17 protein-coding genes are annotated in these 15,361 nt (G+C 63.8%); 6 read left to right on the top strand and 11 right to left on the bottom strand.

Annotated elements, in window-relative coordinates; genetic code table 11:
- Positions 1 to 39 precede the first annotated feature (39 nt).
- The 3 genes from NKI05_RS25820 to NKI05_RS25810 all read left to right on the top strand — a co-directional run bounded on the left by NKI05_RS25820 (position 40) and on the right by NKI05_RS25810 (position 2,533).
- The gene (locus NKI05_RS25820; protein WP_031205929.1) at positions 40 to 1,050 is read left to right on the top strand and encodes an NAD(P)H-quinone oxidoreductase; all 1,011 of its coding nucleotides are present in this window, start codon (positions 40 to 42) and stop codon (positions 1,048 to 1,050) included.
- A 324-nt stretch (positions 1,051 to 1,374) separates the two neighbouring features.
- Positions 1,375 to 1,515 (top strand): DUF1127 domain-containing protein, encoded by a 141-nt coding sequence (locus tag NKI05_RS25815; RefSeq protein ID WP_023670143.1) that lies wholly within the window; start codon positions 1,375 to 1,377, stop codon positions 1,513 to 1,515.
- A gap of 325 nt (positions 1,516 to 1,840) precedes the next feature.
- Positions 1,841 to 2,533, top strand: a complete 693-nt coding sequence (locus NKI05_RS25810) for a DUF1013 domain-containing protein (protein WP_023670142.1) — start codon at positions 1,841 to 1,843, stop codon at positions 2,531 to 2,533.
- Between the two features lie 63 nt (positions 2,534 to 2,596).
- On the opposite strand, the gene NKI05_RS25805 is transcribed toward NKI05_RS25810, so the two are convergent.
- From NKI05_RS25805 to NKI05_RS25795, 3 genes are all read right to left on the bottom strand, one after another.
- Complete coding sequence (locus tag NKI05_RS25805) at positions 2,597 to 3,316, bottom strand: helix-turn-helix transcriptional regulator (protein WP_023683994.1); 720 nt, start codon at positions 3,314 to 3,316, stop codon at positions 2,597 to 2,599.
- A 126-nt stretch (positions 3,317 to 3,442) separates the two neighbouring features.
- Positions 3,443 to 3,853: a hypothetical protein gene (locus NKI05_RS25800; protein ID WP_031205930.1), complete on the bottom strand. Its 411-nt coding sequence runs from the start codon at positions 3,851 to 3,853 to the stop codon at positions 3,443 to 3,445.
- A gap of 180 nt (positions 3,854 to 4,033) precedes the next feature.
- Positions 4,034 to 4,204, bottom strand: coding sequence for a hypothetical protein (locus NKI05_RS25795; protein WP_023670139.1), 171 nt, complete (start codon positions 4,202 to 4,204; stop codon positions 4,034 to 4,036).
- Positions 4,205 to 4,408: 204 nt separating this feature from the next.
- Between NKI05_RS25795 and NKI05_RS25790 the strand changes: the two genes are divergently transcribed.
- Complete coding sequence (locus NKI05_RS25790; RefSeq protein ID WP_023683991.1) at positions 4,409 to 4,570, top strand: hypothetical protein; 162 nt, start codon at positions 4,409 to 4,411, stop codon at positions 4,568 to 4,570.
- A gap of 9 nt (positions 4,571 to 4,579) precedes the next feature.
- Here the strand turns inward: NKI05_RS25790 and NKI05_RS25785 are convergent, their stop codons facing one another.
- The 8 genes from NKI05_RS25785 to tkt all read right to left on the bottom strand — a co-directional run bounded on the left by NKI05_RS25785 (position 4,580) and on the right by tkt (position 14,359).
- A complete protein-coding gene (locus tag NKI05_RS25785; protein WP_155929767.1) occupies positions 4,580 to 4,804 on the bottom strand; it encodes a hypothetical protein in 225 nt (74 codons plus the stop codon).
- A gap of 121 nt (positions 4,805 to 4,925) precedes the next feature.
- On the bottom strand, positions 4,926 to 5,639 hold the full coding sequence (locus NKI05_RS25780; protein WP_023706280.1) for an SGNH/GDSL hydrolase family protein: 714 nt from the start codon (positions 5,637 to 5,639) through the stop codon (positions 4,926 to 4,928).
- Positions 5,640 to 5,702: 63 nt separating this feature from the next.
- Positions 5,703 to 6,443 (bottom strand): DUF899 domain-containing protein, encoded by a 741-nt coding sequence (locus NKI05_RS25775; protein ID WP_352793447.1) that lies wholly within the window; start codon positions 6,441 to 6,443, stop codon positions 5,703 to 5,705.
- Between the two features lie 171 nt (positions 6,444 to 6,614).
- Positions 6,615 to 7,640, bottom strand: coding sequence for a class I fructose-bisphosphate aldolase (locus NKI05_RS25770; protein WP_023816414.1), 1,026 nt, complete (start codon positions 7,638 to 7,640; stop codon positions 6,615 to 6,617).
- A gap of 120 nt (positions 7,641 to 7,760) precedes the next feature.
- Positions 7,761 to 8,963 (bottom strand): phosphoglycerate kinase, encoded by a 1,203-nt coding sequence (locus NKI05_RS25765; RefSeq protein WP_023670132.1) that lies wholly within the window; start codon positions 8,961 to 8,963, stop codon positions 7,761 to 7,763.
- A 145-nt stretch (positions 8,964 to 9,108) separates the two neighbouring features.
- Positions 9,109 to 10,995, bottom strand: coding sequence for a potassium/proton antiporter (locus NKI05_RS25760; protein ID WP_023683985.1), 1,887 nt, complete (start codon positions 10,993 to 10,995; stop codon positions 9,109 to 9,111).
- 206 nt (positions 10,996 to 11,201) lie between these two features.
- Positions 11,202 to 12,212, bottom strand: coding sequence for a type I glyceraldehyde-3-phosphate dehydrogenase (gap, locus tag NKI05_RS25755; protein ID WP_023683984.1), 1,011 nt, complete (start codon positions 12,210 to 12,212; stop codon positions 11,202 to 11,204).
- A 155-nt stretch (positions 12,213 to 12,367) separates the two neighbouring features.
- Positions 12,368 to 14,359: a transketolase gene (gene tkt / locus NKI05_RS25750; RefSeq protein ID WP_352793446.1), complete on the bottom strand. Its 1,992-nt coding sequence runs from the start codon at positions 14,357 to 14,359 to the stop codon at positions 12,368 to 12,370.
- 273 nt (positions 14,360 to 14,632) lie between these two features.
- Here tkt and NKI05_RS25745 point away from each other — a divergent pair, with 273 nt between their 5' ends.
- On the top strand, positions 14,633 to 14,905 hold the full coding sequence (locus tag NKI05_RS25745) for a DUF4164 domain-containing protein (protein WP_023670128.1): 273 nt from the start codon (positions 14,633 to 14,635) through the stop codon (positions 14,903 to 14,905).
- Positions 14,906 to 14,917: 12 nt separating this feature from the next.
- On the top strand, positions 14,918 to 15,283 hold the full coding sequence (locus NKI05_RS25740) for a cell division protein ZapA (protein WP_352793444.1): 366 nt from the start codon (positions 14,918 to 14,920) through the stop codon (positions 15,281 to 15,283).
- Positions 15,284 to 15,361 lie beyond the last annotated feature (78 nt).

The following is a 15,361-nucleotide window of genomic DNA, read 5'->3' as shown; positions in this document are numbered from 1 at the left end:
CAGCCGGCGACAGACCGGCGGACCGAGACGGGAAATTTCATGGCGAGCGGACATAAAATTCCAGCCACGATGACGGCCATCGCAATCTCGCAACCGGGCGGGCCGCGGGTGCTGAAACCGGAAACGCGCGACGTGCCGGTGCCTGGTCCCGGCGAAATCCTGATCCGGGTGCGTGCGGCCGGCGTCAACCGCCCCGACGTGCAGCAGCGCAAGGGCGCCTATCCGGCGCCGCCCGGCGCTTCCGACCTGCCCGGTCTCGAGGCATCGGGCGAAGTGGCCGCCCTTGGCGACGACATATCGCGCTGGCGCATCGGCGACCGGGTCTGCGCGCTGACGCCGGGGGGCGGTTATGCCGAATATGTCAAGGTTCATGCCGGCAGCGTGCTGCCGCTGCCCGCCGGCTTCACCCACACGGAGGCGGCCGCGGTTCCGGAAAACTATTTCACCGTCTGGCACAATGTGTTCGAGCGCGGCGGCTTGAAAAAGGGTGAGACGCTGCTGGTCCATGGCGGCTCATCGGGCATCGGCACCACGGCGATCCAGCTGGCGTCGGCCTTCGGCGCGTATGTCGTCACCACCGCCGGCTCGAAGGAGAAATGCGACGCCTGCCTGAAGCTCGGCGCCGACCGGGCGATCAACTACCGCGAGGAGGATTTCGTCGCGGCGGTCGAGGATGCGACCGGCGGCAACGGGGCAGACGTCATACTCGACATGGTCGGTGGCGACTATATCGCGCGCAACTACGAGGCCGCCGCGGTCGAGGGCAGGATCGTCCAGATCGCCGTCCAGGCCGGCGCGATGGCGAGCGCCGATTTCTCGAAAATCATGGTCAAGCGGCTGACCCACACCGGCTCGACGCTGCGGCCTCGCACGGTCGAGTTCAAGGCGGCGCTCGCCGCCGCACTGGAAGCACAGGTGTGGCCGCTGCTCGGCACCCGCAAGGTAGCGCCGGTGATGGACATGATCTTCCCGCTGACCGACGCATGGCGGGCGCATGAGCGCATGGAAGAGGGCGAGCATATAGGCAAGATCGTTCTCGACGTCGGGTAGATGGGCGAGAGTCAGGTGAGGCCGGCCTGCGAATGGCGGCTCCCTGCGCTTCCCGCCTCCGCCGGCCGAAGCCCCCATGAGGGGTTGCGGCAGTTAAGGCTACGGCCGGCGTAGGCCGGTTCTCGGGAGCCGCCATTCTCGGCTCCGCCTGACCTGAATCTCGCTCATCCTCCGCGCTCAGCCTGTCGGCAAGATGAACAGAAGCTTAATGCTGCAATGCAGCATTTGCATTGCGGCTATGCAAAGACGTCTGTTCAATTCGTGGGCAGCCCTGCCTATCTAAGCGTCATCGAAACGATATGATCCAACAACTGGAGGACAACCATGAACCCGATCCGCGCTTTCCGTAACTGGCGTATGTACAACGAAACCGTGCGCGAGCTGAACAAGCTCAATGCCCGTCAGCTCAGCGACCTCGGCATCAGCCGCGGCGACATCGAGAGGATTGCTCGCAAGGCCATCTAATTCGAGCATGGTCGGCCAGTGAGGCCTGACCACGCGGCAGAAGCAAGAGCCGCCGCAGACGGTATCCCGTCGCCGGTTCCGAGCCCGCTGGACCCTGTCCGGCGGGTTTTGTCGTTTTGGACCCCTGTTACAACTCGGCATCAATGATCGCCGGAGCCGAGGTCCTCCTGGCCTCCCCCGCTGTCCGGTGTCCGACGGCTGCGCCCTGCGCCAAAAACATTGCGAAACGGCTACGGAGCGGTTATACAGGCCGCGAATTTCCCATTTTGGTGGCTCTAAACCACCGCCCGCGCGGGAACGCGGGCGAACGAGAAGGATTTTTGAAATGGCCAATACGCTGCTGATGCCCAAGGCGACCGCCGTCTGGCTGGTCGACAACACCGCGCTTTCCTTCGAGCAGATCGCGCAGTTCTGCGGGTTGCATCCGCTCGAGGTCAAGGCGATCGCCGACGGCGAATCGGCGCAGGGCATCAAGGGCATGGATCCGATCATGACCGGACAGCTGACCCGCGACGAGATCGCGCGCGCCGAGAAGGATCCGAACCAGCGCCTGAAACTGTCCGACCCCAAGGTGCGGGTGCCGGAATCCAAGCGCAAGGGTCCCCGCTACACACCGCTGTCGAAGCGCCAGGACCGGCCCAACGCCATCCTGTGGCTGGTCCGCAACCATCCGGAATTGAAGGACGCGCAGATTTCGCGCCTGGTCGGCACGACCAAGTCGACGATCGAACAGATCCGCGAGCGCAAGCACTGGAATTCGGCCAATCTGCAGCCGATGGACCCGGTGACGCTGGGTCTCGCTTCGCAGATCGACCTCGACATGGAAGTCAACCGCGCCTCGCGCGGCCGCGAGCAGGCGCAGCCTGTCGGCGACACGCTGCTGCCGGCTGCCGTGACCGAGCGCCTGGTGCCGGCGCCGGAGAAGCCGAAGGACGAGGATGCCGAGCTCGACGCAAACGCCGTGTTCGCCAAGCTCTCGGCGCTCAAGTCCAAGAAGGAAGATGCGGACGACGAGTAAGGTTTGCGACAGTTCATCAAAAAAGCCCGCTTCGAGCGGGCTTTTTCATTGATTATCGAAGTCTCAGCTGCGCGCCGCCCGGTCCGGCGTCATGCCATAGTCCTCCGAGCGTTCGACGGCGCGGTAGAAGTCGGCAAGCTGCTTGCCGCGCTCCGGCTTGAAGATGCGGCCGGCGATGACCACCGAGGCGATGCGGTCGATGCGGAAGGCGCGGAAATCGTCGCGCATCTCGCACCAGGCAACCAGCGTCCATACCTTGCCCCAGAACCACAGACCGAGCGGACGGATGTCACGCCCGGTGCCGCGGCCGGCCTCGTCGCGGTAGTCGATGGTCAGCACCTGTCGCTTCTCGACAGCGCGCTCGATCACGTCGATCGCCTCACGCGCGGCGTCGCTCACCACCCACATCGGCGTGTGGATCTCGGTGCGGGCGATGCGGTCCTTCTCGGCGTCGGGCAGGACGGCGCCGATCTTGACCAGCGCCTCGTCGGCCGCACGCGCCATGGCCGCGCCGCCAAAGGCCCGCACCATGCGGGCGCCGGCGACCAGCGCGACGATTTCGTCACGCGTGAACATCAGCGGCGGAAGGTCGAAACCCTCCCTCATCATGTAGCCGACGCCGGCCTCGCCGTCGATTGGCACTCCGGTCGACTGCAAATCGGCGATATCGCGGTAGATGGTCCGCTCGGAAACCTCGAGCCATGTGCCGAGCTTCTGGGCGGTGACCAGCCGGCCGCCACGCAGGTGCTGCACGATCTGAAAGAGCCTGTCGGCACGTCGCATCGTATGGTCCCTCGACTGCTTGTCTATGAATGTCATGGTCCCAAAACCGGTTCCGGGTGACATCCATGTCCTGTTTTATGCTTGTCGTTCTCCCAAAAACCGCTGCGCACTTTTGGGCGACACGCATTATGGTTTAAGTCCTTCGCGCCTGCGCTGCACGGCGACGAATTCCGCGCCGAAGGACAACTTCTTCGTTGTCGGCGTGTTCACGTCGAGCACACGCCAGTACGGCGTGATATCGTTCAGCGTCATGCCGCGTTCGAGATCCTCATTGGCGGCTTCGGCGACGGTTCGCAGATGATAACCGATGGTGACCGGACATGTCACTTGCGCCCCATGCTCGATGGCGAGCGCGGTGCGCAAGGCGCGTACATCCATCTCGAGGCCGTTGGGGATCGTGCGGATGAAATCATCGACCTGACGGGGCGTCGGCACCAGCATCGGCTGGCCCTCGACGACGTCGCCCATTGTGCGTGGCGTCGGCTTCACGCCGTTGACGCCCGGCGTGTTCAGCCTGTCGTTCCAGCTTTTCACCATTCATGTCTCCTGACACGTTTATGGCATGGTGCTCCTGACAGCATTCTGTCAGGAGCCTTCAGCATTGTCCGTAGCAGGCGCCAAAGTTTTTGCGCCAGCCCGAGGGGTCGCCGCCCGGGGGGCCATGTCAATGATCCGGGCGTTGCGGGTTCGCATCCAAGCATTGTCATGTAAAACGCCTCAGATCTCGCGAATGCGGCTGTGACCCTCATACATATCCGGCCAGCCAATGTCCTTGCGGATGTCCGCGGGCAAGGAGTTCAGGAAGCGCTGGGTACGAACTTCATTGCGCATCGTGCGGATCTTGCCGACATAGTGCTGTACGCTGTTCAAAATACCAAAGCTGTTCATGACCATCTCCTCTTCTCTGATGGAGACACTATTGCATACCCCTCCTGACAGCAGTCTGTCAGGAGCATGTCAGGTCGTTGAAGAAAGCTGCGAGGTGCTTGGCGGTCGGTTCGGAAACGAGCCTTTTGTCAGGAATGGCCAAGTCGACCGAGACCATGCAAGAACCGCTTTGACAGCCTGTCGCGATGCTGCTCAAAGGCGGGCATGTCGAAACTCCTCGCGCTCGTCATCATCGGCATGATGGCCATTCAGCTGATCAAGCCGCTCGGCTGGCCGGGCCTGAAGCGGCGCGGCGATTTCTGGAAGCTGGCCCTGATCGCCATGGCGGCCATCGCGCTGGCGGGTGCGCTGGGGCACTGGGCATAGCCTTGAGGGTCAGGTCGGGTCCACCGTTCCCATGGCAATCATCCGGATGGCGTTGAGGCTGGGCACGAAGAAGTAATCGCCACCGCGCGTCGTCATGAATTCCGGCAGGTTCGCCGCAATAAAAGGCGTGCCGTTGGCCGGGCCGGCCGGAATGACATGCTTGCTCGATTCGGCGCGGTTGCCGGTCAGCGTGCAGGTGTCGTTGCCGGTTTCGGAATCCAGGCCGTAGCTCATCCATTGCTGCTGGATTATATTCTGGCTCAGATCCATTGGAAGCAGGCTGCAATCAACAGTATTTGGAAATACTCGCGTCAGTTCTCTGAAGCCCACCAGTCCGAGCTTGTGCCCCCTCAGGTCAATCGGCGAGCACCCATCCGACCAGATGTTCGGCCCAGGCGCGGTAACCGGCTTCCGAGGCATGAAAGCCATCGGAGGCAAAGCCGGCCTCAGGGTTGGTGATCGGCAGCCGTGGCGCCGGCACGGCGCCGCGCTCGAAACAGAGGCGCTCGCCCATGCGGTTCATTGCGGTAGCGCGGATTTCGAGTATCTTGCCGAGCAGCGGCGGCATGGCCGGCGCACGGGTGAATTCCAGCACCGGCGACCAGACGACGCGGGCCTCCGGCCATTTGGCGCGCAGCGCGTAAAGCAGGCCGCCGAACTCTTTCTTGAAGCGCGGCACCGAGTGGAAATTCTTGGTGTCGTTGGTGCCGATGGCCAGCACTATATGCGTCCACCGATCGGCCGACAGATTGGGCAGCACATGGTCGCGGATCTGGCCCGACGTTGCCGAGTTGAACCCGGCGGCGCGCCAGCGCACGGCAAGGCCGGTTCGTTTTGCGACCAGCATTGCAAGCTGCGCGGCAAGCCCGTTCTCGGAATTGCCGATGCCGACGGAAGCGGCCGAGGAATCGCCCAGCACCAGCAGCGAGATGGCCGGCGCCTTGCCCGATATTTCGTGCATGACCGGCCCTTGTGCCGGCAGCATGCGGGTGGTGCGGCGGCGCACGCCGAGGCCCTGCCAGACATAAACGGGGTAGGCGAGCCAGGTAAGAAGGGCCGGGAAGCGCATGGCGATACCGTTTAGAGATCAGCGGCAGCCTTAGCGCAAGTTTCGCCTGAGGTGAACGAGCTTCTAGTCGCAGCAGTTCGGCTTGTCCGCCTGCTTGTCCTGATATTCGTCATGCAGCCGCACCCAGTCCATCAGGCTATGATAAGGGCCATTTTCGCCGCGGCCCTTCGGTGTCATGTCGAGATAGTCGTAAGTGCCGATCTGGGCCTCGCCGCCGCGGGCGCGCGACATAAAGGCAAGGAATATGTCGCCGTTCTCTTCCTTGTAGAAAACACTGGTGCCGGGAAGGTCCTTTGACGTGCGCGGACGCGTCTCGAAATTGTAGGTGGTGTCGCCGGCCGCGATCTGCTTGTCGGTGAAGGAGACCTGCATGTCGAAGTTGAAATCCGAGGCGTAGGACGACACCCAGTCGAATTTCCAGCCCATACGCTGCTTGTAAGGCAGCAGTTCCGCCAGCGGCGCGCGCGCAACCACCACCAGCGACACGTCGTGGTGCCTGAGATGCTGATCGGCGCCGTCTATATGGTCGGCAAGGAAGGAGCATCCTTCGCAGCGGTGGTTCGATCCTGGCGTCATCATGAAGTGGTAGACGATCAGTTGGCTGTTGGCGCCGAACAGTCCGGCCAGGTTCTTCGGACCCTGCTCGGTCTCGAAGACATAGTCCTTGCGGATTTTCATCCAGGGCAGTTCACGCCGCTCGGCGGCGATGCGCTCACGCAACCGTGTCAATTCCTTCTCGCGCGCCAGATGCGCCTTGTGCGCCTCAAACCAGTCTTCACGCGAAACCACCTTGCTGCGAGTCATGAAGTTCTCCCTGTCTGTTCACCCAAGGACGTTTGGGGTGGGCAGAAACCGACATCGCCGTCAGCTTTTGCCGAAAGGAGATAAGGATGGACGAACTCCGTCCAAGCCGGGCTTTGCATAAACAAACCCGGGCGCATCGGCCCGGGTTGTATGACAACGGGAGGACTGCGCTCAGGCGGCCTGTTCGAGGCTCGCCGTCCATTGTCCCAGCGCCGCCAGATGGTTCATGTGGGCACGATGGGTGAAGGCGGCCTGGCCGGCGGCGACGTTCGATGCCTTGCCGCTCCAGGCCTTTTGCGGGGCGGCCTGCAAGGCGCGGCCATAGGAGAAGGTCAGCTTCCACGGATGCGGGCCGATGGCGTTGATGGCGTTGAGGTTGGCGGTAGCCTCCTCGTCCGACTGCCCGCCCGAAAGGAAGGCGATGCCCGGCACCGCTGCCGGTACGGTTTCGCGGAACAGTTTTATGGTCTTTTCCGCGACCTCTTCGGGGCTGCTCACCTTGCCCGACTTCCTGCCGGCCAGCACCATGTTCGGCTTCAGGATGGTGCCTTCCAGCACAACGCGCGCCGCATGCAGCTCGTCATAGAGCTTGATCAGCGTTGCCTTCGAGATGTCGTAGCAGGTGTCAATGTCGTGCGCGCCGTCCATCAGCACTTCCGGTTCGACGATCGGCACGATGCCGGCCTCTTGGCAAAGTGCGGCATAGCGGGCCAGCGCATGGGCATTGGAGGCAATCGAATTGGCCGAGGGCACGCCCTTGCCGGTGTCGATGTCGATCACCGCGCGCCATTTGGCAAAGCGGGCGCCGAGCTTGTAATAATCTGCGAGCCGCTCGCGCAAGCCGTCGAGGCCTTCGGTAACGGTATCGCCGGGAAAGCCGGCGAGTGGCTTGGCGCCGGCATCGACCTTGATGCCGGGAATGGCGCCCGCCGCCTTGATGATGTCGACCAGAGGCGTGCCGTCGGCAGCCTTCTGACGGATGGTCTCGTCGTAGAGAATGACGCCGGAGATGTACTTCGTCATTGCGTCCTTGGCGCGGAACATCATCTCGCGGTAGTCGCGGCGGCTATCGGCGGTCGATTCGACGCCGATAACGTCGAAGCGCTTCTTGATGGTGCCGGAGCTCTCATCGGCGGCCAGCAGGCCCTTGCCGCCGGCCACCATCGCGGCGGCAATGTCTTCGAGACGTTCGCTCATTTTTCTTCTCCTAAGGGGGTACGTTCCGCGCGTAACGGAAGTCTACCGCCAAAGGAATGGGATCGGAAAGCTCGAATCGATTGAAAGTTCCTGGCGTCCGTTTTTGCGCCCCCGATCCGGTCAGGCTTGTTTCTTCAGCACGTCGACGCCGGGCAGCGGCTTGCCTTCCATCCATTCGAGGAAAGCGCCGCCGGCGGTCGAGACATAGGTGAAGTCGTCGGCGACGCCGGCATGGTTGAGGGCGGCCACCGTATCGCCGCCACCGGCGACCGAGACCAGCTTGCCGGCCCTGGTGCGGGCCGCCGCGTGCCTGGCCGCCGCCACCGTGGCGTGGTCGAAAGGCTCGATCTCGAAGGCGCCGAGCGGGCCGTTCCAGACCAGCGTCGCGGCGCGGTCGATCCATTCACCGATCGTCTTCACGGTCTTTTCGCCGACATCGAGGATCATGCCGTCAGCCGGGACATCCGAAATGGCAACGGTCTCGCTGGCCGCACCCGCCTTGAATTCCTTGGCGACGACACCGTCGACAGGCAGGATGATGGCGCAGCCGGCCTCGGCGGCCTCGATCATGATCTGCTTGGCGGTCGCGGCAAGGTCATGCTCGCACAGCGACTTGCCGACAGCGGTGCCACGCGCGGCGAGAAAAGTGTTGGCCATGCCGCCGCCGATCACCAGCGCGTCGACCTTCTTCACCAGGTTCATCAACAGGTCGATCTTGGTCGACACCTTGGCGCCGCCGACAATGGCGACGACAGGGCGGACCGGATTGCCGAGCCCCTTCTCCAGCGCCTCGAGCTCGGCCTGCATGGTGCGGCCGGCATAGGACGGCAACAGCCGCGCCAGGCCTTCGGTCGAGGAGTGTGCCCGGTGGGCGGCGGAAAAGGCGTCGTTGACGAAGATATCGCCATTGGCGGCGAGCCGCTCTGTGAAGGCCGGGTCGTTCTTCTCCTCGGTCTTGTGGAAGCGGGTGTTTTCCAGCAGCAGCACATCGCCCTTGTTCATGGCGGCGACCGCACTGCCCGCCGTGTCGCCGACGCAGTCGCCGGCAAAGCCGACGGGGCGGCCAAGCACCTCCGCGGCAGCCTTGGCGATCGGCTCCAGCGAGAATTCGGGCGAGGGACCATCCTTCGGGCGGCCGAAATGCGCGAGCAGGATGACCTTGGCGCCCTTGCCGGACAGTTCGGCGATGGTCGGTGCGATGCGTTCGATTCGGGTGGCGTCGGTGACCTTGCCGTCGGCGACGGGAACGTTGAGGTCGACGCGCACCAGCACGCGCTTGCCGCTGATATTGCCGATATCGTCGAGTGTCTTGAAGGCGGCCATGCTGATACCTTTCCGTGAAAAATCGCCGGGACCATACCTCGCATCGATGACGATGCAAGGCTTGAGCCGGGGTGCGAGCTAAATTTTGAGATCAAGGCGAAGGCTGTCGTGATGATGCGGGACGTCAGCGTGAACCGATCGCTTGTCAGCCTTCGGTCGTTATCTTTTCCGCCGTCGGCTCAAGGGCCTTCTCATTGGCTGTCGCCTCTGCAGTCTGCGTCTCGGTCGGCTTGCGCCAGTTGCGGATGAAGGCGGAGACCCGATCGCCGATCTCGCCGGCGCTCAGGAACACCGGAACCCGCGCCACCGGCGCGGTCGGCTCGAAGGAGAGGCCGAGACCGGTGATCTTGCCCTTGTCGTCGACGTCGCGGACGATCAATTCGATCGGGCCGATCAGCACCCGGTCGGCATATTCGGCATGGCCGCCGAGCCGCGCCGTCACCAGCGCGCCGACGGTGAGCTTCTGCTCGGCTTCGCTCAATCCCGGTGTGTATGCGGCCTCGAGCTCTGCGGCCGAGCGGGCGGGATCGACGGCGAAGGCGCCGAAGAAGTCGGCATCCTCGGGGTCGACTACGGCGCGGCTGGCAAACAGCTTGTCAAGCAGGCGCGGATAGCGGTCGGGCACGAAGATATAAACCTGGTCGCCGGCCGCGAGCCGGCCCATGTCCTGGAAACGCATCGAGCGGCCGTCGCGCAGCACCAACGAGGGCCGTGCCCAGCGCGGGATACGCTCGCCGCGCGCCACCGGGCTGCCGGGCGCCACGCGGTAGGCGAGCAGTTCGTGATGGGCGGAGCCCGGCAGTTCGAGTTCGACCTTGTCGAGCGGCCCGAGCCTCGCCGGCACGATCAGGCCGAGCCGGCGCGCCAGCGGACCGACCGACCAGCCCTGCACCACCAGCGATACCAGCACGATGATGAAGGCGACGTTGAAGATGGTGCGGCCGTTCTCCAGTCCGCCGAGCAGCGGGGTGATGGCAAGCAGGATGGACACGGCGCCGCGCAGGCCGACCCAGGAGACGAACGCGATCTCGGGACGCGGCAGGCGGAACGGGATCAGGCAGAGCCAGACGGCGACAGGGCGCGCGACAAACATCAGGAATAGGCCGAGCAGCACCGCCGGCACCATGATCGCCGGAAACTGCGAGGGTGTCGCGAACAGGCCGAGGATCAGGAACATGATGATCTGTGCCAGCCACGACATGCCGTCCTGGAAGCGCTTCAGGATGGTGACGGCGCGGATGTCGGAGTTGCCGGCAATGAGCCCGGCGAGATAGACCGCCAGGAAGCCCGAGCCGCCAATGGCGCCGGCCGCGGCGAACACCATCAGTGACAGGGTCAGCACGAAGATCGGCAGCAAGCCATGGTCAAGGTTGAGCCGGTCGACGAGGCGCACGATGCCGAGCCCGCCAAGCACGCCGACGACGGCGCCGAGCCCCATATTGAGCAGGAAGCCGAGGATCAGGTCGGTGACCAGCACATGGGTCTCGGGATTGGCGTGGGCGGCGATGATCTCGACCAGCGTGATGGTCAGGAAGATGGCGATCGGGTCGTTGGTGCCGGATTCGACTTCCAGTGTCGCGCGCACGCGTTCGCGCAGATTGATCTCGCCGGCGCGTAGCAGGAAGAAGACGGCCGCCGCATCGGTCGAGGCGACCGCGGCGCCGAGCAGGAAGGATTCCAGCCAGCTGAGGTCGAGCAGGTAATAGGCGGCGGCGCCGAACAGGCCAGTGGTCAGGATTACGCCGAAGGTCGCCAGCGACACCGCCGGTCCGGCCGCCTGGCGCAGCGCGTTGAGCGGCGTGCCGAAACCGGAATCGAACAGGATGACCGCCAGCGCCAGTGAGCCGGCAAAATATGCCACGCGCGCATTGTCGAATTCGATACCGAGACCATCGACGCCGCTGGCGAGGCCGATGCAGAGGAAGAGCAGCAGCAAAGGGGCGCCGAAGCGGAAGGCGATCAGGCTCGAGAACGCTGCGGCGACGACTAGCGCTGTGCCGACCAGCGTGACGAGATAGATCGCATGCTCCATCCGTGATTTGCCCCTCGAATTCCTCTTTCTACCGATTCACGGGAGAGTGGGGCGAAGGCATGGCCGGTGCAAGGCGCAAGGATGGCTTTTTGCCTTATGCCGCTGATTTTCCGGCGTTTGGCGGCTCGGCGCGCCTTGCCCGGCGCGCTGACGAAAAACGCCCGGGCACAGCCGGGCGTTCGAAGCTGCGAGACGATGCCTTCAGATCAGGCGATGGTCTTGCCGAAGGCGACCGAGGTGTCGGCCATGCGGTTGGAGAAGCCCCACTCATTGTCGTACCAGGACAGCACCGAAACGAAGTTGCCGTCCATGACCTTGGTCTGGTCGAGCGCCAGGATCGACGAGCGCGGATCGTGGTTGAAGTCGATCGACACATTCGGATGATGGGTGACGCCGAGAATGCCCTTCAGCTTGCCGTTGGAGGCGGCGATCACCGCTTCGTTTATCTCCTGCACGGTGGTGGCGCGCTTGGCGATGAACTTGAAGTCGACGACCGAGACGTTGGGGGTCGGCACGCGGATCGAGATGCCGTCGAGCTTGCCCTTGAGGTCGGGCAGCACCAGGCCGATCGCCTTGGCCGCACCGGTCGAGGTCGGGATCTGCGACAGGGCAGCCGCGCGGCCGCGGTAGAGATCCTTGTGCATGGTGTCCAGCGTCGGCTGGTCGCCGGTGTAGGAGTGGATCGTCGTCATCATGCCCTTTTCGATGCCGACGGTCTCGTGCAGCACTGCGGCGAGCGGCGCCAGGCAGTTGGTGGTGCAGGACGCATTCGAAATGACGATGTGGTCCTTGGTCAGCTTGTCGTGGTTGATGCCGTAGACGACGGTGAGGTCAGCACCTTCGGCAGGCGCGGAGACGACGACGCGCTTGGCGCCGGCGGTCAAATGCGCGGCAGCCTTGTCGCGGGCGGTGAAGATGCCGGTGCATTCGAGCGCGATGTCGATGCCGAGCTCCTTCCACGGCAGCTGCGCCGGGTCCTTGATCGCGGTGACCTTGAAGGTCTCCTTGCCGACGGTGATCTGGTCGCCCGAGACCGACACTTCGTGCGGGAAGCGGCCGTGCACGCTGTCATAGCGCAGCAGATGCGCGTTGGTCTCGACCGGGCCGAGGTCGTTGACGGCGACGACGTCGATGTCCTTGCGGCCGGATTCATGGATGGCGCGCAGGATGTTGCGGCCGATGCGGCCAAATCCGTTGATGGCAACTCTGACGGTCATTTTACTCTCCCTGGGAGCTGGAGGCGGCAGATGGGTCCGCAGCTTCATAGCGGCGGATGGCACAAGAATCCAGCCGCAGAAGGCCGAATTTAAATCGATTAGGTTGGTCCAGCCCCGCGAATCCGCCTTGGAGGTGCGCGGGACTGACCCTAATCTTACTTGCCGTGCAGGCGGGCTTCCGCCGCCTTGGCCGCGGCTTCGGCGGTGATGCCGAAATGCGGGTAGAGCTGCTCGATGGTGCCGGAAGCGCCGAAGCCGGTCATGCCGATGAAGATGCCGTCGGAGCCGATCAGGTGATCCCAGCCCTGGCGGATGCCGGCCTCGATCGCCATCTTGATCGGCGCGTTGCCGATCGTCTCCTTGCGGTAGGCGTCGCTCTGCTGGTCGAACAGTTCGAAGCAAGGCACCGAGACCACGCGGGTCGGGTGCCCATGCTTTTCAAGCAAATCACGGGCGCCGAGCGCGATCTCGACCTCGGAGCCGGTCGCGAAGATCGTCACCGCCGCTTCGCCGCTCGCCGCGGCCAGTTCATAGGCGCCCTGGCTCGAGAGGTTCCTGGCCGAGTGCTCGGTGCGCACCGTCGGCAGGTTCTGGCGGGTCAGCGCCAGGGTGGACGGGGTCTTTTCCGATTCAATGGCAATCTGCCAGCATTCGGCGGTTTCCACCGCGTCGGCCGGACGGAAGACATTGTGGTTGGGGATGGCGCGGAGCGCCGCCAGGTGCTCGACCGGCTGGTGGGTCGGGCCGTCTTCGCCCAAACCGATCGAATCATGGGTCATAACGAAGATCGAGCGGATGCCCATCAGCGACGCCAGCCGCATCGACGGACGGGCGTAGTCAGAGAAGCACATGAAGGTGCCACCGTAGGCGATGAGGCCGCCATGCAGCGTCAGGCCGTTGAGGGCGGCCGCCATGCCATGCTCGCGGATGCCGTAGTGGACATAGCGCTGGCCGTAATCGTCCGGCGTGATGTTCTTGGTCTGGCTGGTCTTGGTGTTGTTGGAGCCCGTCAGGTCGGCAGAGCCGCCGATGGTTTCCGGCACCGCGCCGTTGATGACTTCCAGCGCCATTTCCGACGATTTGCGGGTGGCGACCTTCGGCTTGTCGGCCGACAGCTTCTTCCTGTAGTCGGCAATGACGGCATCGAAATTCGACGGCAGCTTGCCGGCGAGGCGGCGCTCGAACTCGGCCTTCAGCTCGGGCTTGGCCTTGGCGAGCCGGCCTTCCCAGTCGGTGCGCGGCTTGACGCCGGCCTTGCCGGCGGTGCGCCAGGCGTCGAGAATGTCGGCCGGAATTTCGAAGGGCGGCGAGTCCCAGTTGAAGAATTTCCGCGCGCCTGCGATCTCGTCGGCGCCGAGCGGCGAACCGTGCGCCTTGTTGGTGCCGGCCTTGGTCGGGGCGCCGAAGCCGATGGTCGTCTTGCAGGCGATCATCGTCGGCTTGTCGGAATGGCGGGCGGCTTCGATGGCGTAGGCGATCGCCTCGGGGTCGGTGCCGTCAATGTGGCTGGCATTCCAGCCCGAGGCCTGGAAGCGGGCGACCTGGTCGGTGTTGTCTGCAAGCGAAACCGGACCGTCGATCGAGATGTTGTTGTTGTCCCAGAAGACGATCAGCTTGTTGAGCTTGAGGTGGCCGGCCAGCGCGATGGCTTCCTGGGAAACACCTTCCATCAGGCAGCCGTCGCCGGCCAGCACATAGGTGTGGTGGTCGACGAGGTCGTTGCCGAAGGCGGCGTTCATGATGCGCTCGCCGAGCGCGAAGCCGACCGAATTGGCGAGGCCCTGGCCGAGCGGGCCGGTCGTCGTCTCGATGCCGGTGGCATGGCCGTATTCGGGATGGCCGGCAGTCTTGGAACCCAGCTGGCGGAAATGCTTGATCTGGTCGAGGGTCATGTCCTCGTAACCGGTCAGATGCAGCAGCGAGTAGAGCAGCATCGAACCATGGCCGGCCGACAGGATGAAGCGGTCGCGGTCCGGCCAATGGGGGTTCTTCGGATCATATTTCAGAAAGCGGGTGAACAGCACTGTGGCGATGTCGGCGCAGCCCATGGGCAGGCCGGGATGGCCGGACTGGGACTTCTCGACGGCGTCCATGGAGAGAAAACGGATCGCATTGGCCATCCGGTCATGTTGTTCACGCGACGTCATGGTACCTCCGGGGTGGGGATTTGTGGGCTTGGCAGAGCCCAGGAAAGAGTGCGCGACACATAGCAGCCACGGGCTTTTAGTCAACAAATCGGCTGCACATTTGCCGGTCTTGTGATGGCTTTGAGACCTTATGGGGCGACCTACATTAGCGTTAGCGGGGGACAGTCGCGAGAGCTTTGTTGACGTTGCCTTCACCCGGTGCCTAATGTTTCCTTGTTAACGCGTTCTGAACGCGAAGCGATTCGGTGATGGGCAGGGCACAGGACGAAGGCCATGACCGGCGAAACCACACTCAAGGAAGTCATCCACAGGCTGGGCAAGGCCATCGAGGGGCTGGAAAACGCCGTCGCGGCCAAGCTCGAGCACGAGCGCGACTATTCCGAAGCCGAGGCTGAGGTGCAGCGCATGAACGCCGACCGTTCACGGCTGGCGCAGGAACTCGACAATTCCGAAGCCCGCGCCGAACGGCTGGAAGATGCCAACAAGGAAGTTTCGCGCCGCTTGGTGACCGCCATGGAAACCATCCGCGCGGTGCTGGACAGGTAGGAGCTGCAGGCCATGGCACAGGTCACGGTTTCCATCGACGGCAAGCAGTATCGCATGGCTTGCGACGAGGGTCAGGAAGAGCACCTGATCGACCTCGCCGAGCGGTTCGACCGTTATGTCTCGCATCTGAAGGTTTCGTTCGGCGAGATCGGCGACCAGCGGCTGACGGTGATGGCCGGCATCATGGTGATGGACGAGCTTTCGGAGCTGCAGAAGCGGGTCAAGGGCATGGAGGCCGAAGTGCAGACGCTGCGCAAGACGCGCGACGAAGCGCTGACCAAGGCCGACAAGAACGACACCGTGCTGACCAGCGCGCTCGGCGCGCTCGCCCAGCGCATGGAAGACCTGGCCACGTCGCTGGCGGTCAACAAGGCCTGAGCCTTTCCCGCACAAACGAAAGATTGTCGGCCCAACGTCGGTCCGTGGAACGAAAGTGCTCGTTCCGTCGCCAATAAT

Origin of the sequence: Mesorhizobium sp. M0771 (genome assembly GCF_040320155.1) — a bacterium.
Lineage (GTDB): Bacteria > Pseudomonadota > Alphaproteobacteria > Rhizobiales > Rhizobiaceae > Mesorhizobium.
Note: the sequence above shows the minus strand (reverse complement) of the source record. Positions and strands in the feature narration are given on the sequence as shown.